We start from the raw sequence: 2896 nt of genomic DNA on the forward strand, positions 1-2896 counted from the left end.
CCTCCGCGTCCAGCCCGGCGCGCGTGCGCTCCGAGCGCGGCAGGACGCCCTTGGTGCCCGCGGGGATGCCGAGGTCGGAGAAGAGGTGCGGGGACGTGGAGTACGTCTCCGGCGGGTCGTTGAAGCCCAGCTCCAGCGCCTTGTTGATCAGCTGCCAGCGCGGGATGTCGTCCCAGTCGACGAGCGTGATCGCTGTACCCTTCGCGCCCGCCCGGCCCGTACGGCCGATGCGGTGCAGGTACGTCTTCTCCTCTTCCGGCGACTGGTAGTTGATGACATGCGTCACGCCCTCGACGTCGATGCCGCGGGCGGCGACGTCGGTGCAGACGAGCACGTCCACCTTGCCGTTACGGAAGGCGCGCAGGGCCTGCTCGCGGGCGCCCTGGCCGAGGTCGCCGTGGACCGCGCCGGAGGCGAAACCGCGCTGCTTGAGCTGGTCGGCGAGATCCGCCGCCGTCCGCTTCGTCCGGCAGAAGACCATCACCAGCCCGCGGCCGTCGGCCTGCAGGATGCGCGAGACCATCTCGGGCTTGTCCATGTTGTGCGCGCGGTAGATGAACTGCGTGGTGTTCGCGACCGTCGCGCCCGCGTCGTCCGGCGTCGTGGCGCGGATGTGCGTGGGCTGCGACATGTAGCGGCGGGCGAGGCCGATGACCGCGCCCGGCATGGTGGCCGAGAACAGCATCGTCTGGCGCCGGACCGGCAGCATGTTGATGATCTTCTCGACGTCGGGCAGGAAGCCCAGGTCGAGCATCTCGTCGGCCTCGTCGAGGACCAGGCACTTGACGTGCTTCAGGTTCAGCTTCTTCTGCCCGGCGAGGTCGAGCAGCCGGCCCGGGGTGCCGATGACCACATCGACGCCCTTCTTCAGGGCCTCGACCTGGGGCTCGTAGGCCCGGCCGCCGTAGATCGCCGTCACGCGGACGTTACGGGCCTTGCCGGCCGTCAGGAGGTCGTTGGTCACCTGCTGGCACAGCTCGCGCGTGGGGACGACGACGAGTGCCTGCGGGGTGTCGGTGAGGTCCTCGGGCTTGGCGCGTCCGGCCTCGACATCGGCGGGGACGGTGACGCGCTCGAGGAGCGGGAGGCCGAAGCCCAGCGTCTTGCCGGTGCCGGTCTTGGCCTGGCCGATGACGTCCGTGCCCGAAAGGGCCACGGGCAGCGTCATCTCCTGGATGGGGAAGGGGGTGGTGATGCCGACGGCCTCAAGGGCCTCGGCGGTCTCGGGGAGGATTCCGAGCTCTCGGAACGTCGTAGTCAGGGTGCTGCCTCTTCTGTGTGGGGCGGTGCGAGGCGAGCGCGGGGGTCGTGTACGGACCGTGCCGGGGACGTCGGCGGCCTTGCGGCGGTGCCGTTGGGCACGGGACCACTGTCGACGCTCTAGCGCTCGTACCGCTGAGGGTGTCCCTCCGGGCTCCGTACGCACAGTGCCGTACGGACGCGGAGGTCTGTCAGGTCGGAGCCGATCGGGCCACCGACCGGGCATCCTCATACGTGCGGCCTGTCGAGGTACGTCGAAGTACCAGCAGGCGCATTACCACCATACCCCGGAATCGCGCACATGCGATGGCCGATTTGGTCACGTAGCCGTTGTCACAGTGATTGACCAGGGCCTTACGCCTTTCGGCGGGCGGGCTATTGTGCGCTTCATGACGAGCTCTGACAAGCCTGAGAACGCCTCGGACACCACTGCCACCCCGGCCGAACACACCGGAGTCGCCGCCCGGGACTGGGCGACGGCCTCCGCCGACCCGCAGTACCGCGCCGCTGTCGTGGACCTGCTCGGCGCGCTCGCGTACGGGGAGCTGGCGGCGTTCGAGCGGCTCGCGGAGGACGCCAAGCTGGCGCCGACGCTGGCGGACAAGGCGGAGCTGGCGAAGATGGCGTCGGCCGAGTTCCACCACTTCGAGAGGCTGCGCGACCGGCTCGCCGAGATCGGGGAGGAGCCGACGCGGGCGATGGAGCCGTTCGTCGGTGCCTACGACGGCTTCCACAAGCAGACGGCCCCCTCGGACTGGCTGGAGGGGCTCGTCAAGGCGTATGTCGGCGACTCCATCGCCAGCGACTTCTACCGGGAGGTCGCCGCCCGCCTGGACTCCGACTCCCGTGACCTTGTGCTGGCCGTGCTCGACGACACCGGCCACGGCGGCTTCGCCGTGGAGAAGGTGCGTGCCGCGATCGACGCCGATCCGCGGGTGGGCGGGCGGCTCGCGCTGTGGGCGCGGCGCCTGATGGGCGAGGCCCTGTCGCAGTCCCAGCGGGTGGTGGCCGACCGGGACGCCCTGTCGACCATGCTGGTGGGCGGCGTCGCGGACGGCTTCGACCTGGCCGAGGTCGGCAAGATGTTCTCCCGGATCACCGAGGCCCACACCAAGCGGATGGCCGCGCTGGGCCTGGCCGCGTAGCGCTTCGCGGCGGGTGGTTCCGGCTGCGCCGGCCTGACGGCTACGGCTACGCCGTGGCTGATCGTCGGCGCAGGCGGCGCCCCGCCGGACGCAGCAACAGCGACAGCGAGGCCACCGAGACGACCACCGCGCCGAGCAGGACCAGCAGCAGGTGCCCGGCCTCCAGCGCGCTGTGCATGACGAACGCCCCGAAGAGGGCTCCGGCGACACCGGTCGAGAGGACCAGGGGGCGGGCCGGGAGCCGGTGCGACAGGCGTTGTGTGGCCGCCCAGGCCAGAGCCAGGCCGAGGATCGCGGAGCTCAACGCTTCCAGGAGCATGTCGGGGTCCCTCCCACATGGCCGGCCTGCTCAAATCGGTCGTAGCCCGTCTTACCCCTGACCTGCGGAATCCAATCCCATTCTGTGGGTGCTCTGTGCTCCATCCGTGGAGGAACCCAGGTGCCGCACGGGGACTGCCCGGGGACCGCTCGGGGGAGGGGAACGCGAAGCG

The 2896-nt window shown here is 70.5% G+C and carries 3 protein-coding genes; 1 reads left to right on the forward strand and 2 read right to left on the reverse strand.

Annotated elements, in window-relative coordinates:
• Positions 1–1168: DEAD/DEAH box helicase (locus tag ACFTZL_RS43545; protein WP_382595776.1), on the reverse strand; the 1168-nt coding region annotated here is incomplete at its 3' end.
• Between the two features lie 481 nt (positions 1169–1649).
• On the opposite strand from ACFTZL_RS43545, the gene ACFTZL_RS43550 reads away from it, so the two are divergent.
• Complete coding sequence (locus tag ACFTZL_RS43550) at positions 1650–2405, forward strand: ferritin-like fold-containing protein (protein WP_189723085.1); 756 nt, start codon at positions 1650–1652, stop codon at positions 2403–2405.
• 46 nt (positions 2406–2451) lie between these two features.
• On the opposite strand, the gene ACFTZL_RS43555 is transcribed toward ACFTZL_RS43550, so the two are convergent.
• Complete coding sequence (locus ACFTZL_RS43555) at positions 2452–2724, reverse strand: hypothetical protein (RefSeq protein WP_382595779.1); 273 nt, start codon at positions 2722–2724, stop codon at positions 2452–2454.
• Positions 2725–2896: the final 172 nt, after the last annotated feature.

The sequence above is a fragment of the Streptomyces sp. NPDC056948 genome (assembly GCF_042674225.1).
Taxonomy (GTDB): Bacteria; Actinomycetota; Actinomycetes; order Streptomycetales; family Streptomycetaceae; genus Streptomyces; species Streptomyces purpurascens.